Raw genomic sequence first — 395 nt, forward strand, 5'->3', positions numbered from 1 at the left:
CCTGATGGCGGAATCTTTGATGCTGCCATATTGCTCGGGATGGTTTAACGCGCTGCCGGATATGAGTTTCTGATAGGCGGAAAGGCTGCCTGCTTCGGCTGCCTGCCGATAACAATGTAGGGCTTTTTCTTTATCGGAAGCCTGCACAAGCAGCTGCTGGGGCTGCAATGTGGCTGATTCCGGTCATCGCGGGTGCTCTTGCCATGGGCGGACGCAGCCTGATGAACGGCATGATGGGCATGACTTCATCTGTCTCTTATACAGACAGCTTTAAAGGCTACGGAAGAAGTGGCTTGCGGACCAATATCCACAGCAATACCGTAGCCTTCCAAAGTGAAGCCGTGAGCACAGTCCCCGACGGCCTTGAAGTTGGTTACGTACACGGCTCCTTCGTC

1 protein-coding gene and 1 pseudogene are annotated in these 395 nt (G+C 54.2%); one reads left to right on the forward strand and one right to left on the reverse strand.

Going from position 1 to position 395, the window contains the following annotated elements; all coding sequences use genetic code 11:
* Positions 1-141: pseudogene (locus ACRPFF_RS11420) on the reverse strand (tetratricopeptide repeat protein); the annotation flags it as partial.
* 26 nt (positions 142-167) lie between these two features.
* Between ACRPFF_RS11420 and ACRPFF_RS11425 the strand changes: the two are divergent.
* Positions 168-395 (forward strand): hypothetical protein (locus ACRPFF_RS11425; RefSeq protein ID WP_432674675.1); only part of this gene is annotated, 228 nt, incomplete at its 3' end.

The organism is Neisseria sp. SLRRB23, assembly GCF_050896295.1.
Taxonomy (GTDB): Bacteria; Pseudomonadota; Gammaproteobacteria; order Burkholderiales; family Neisseriaceae; genus Neisseria.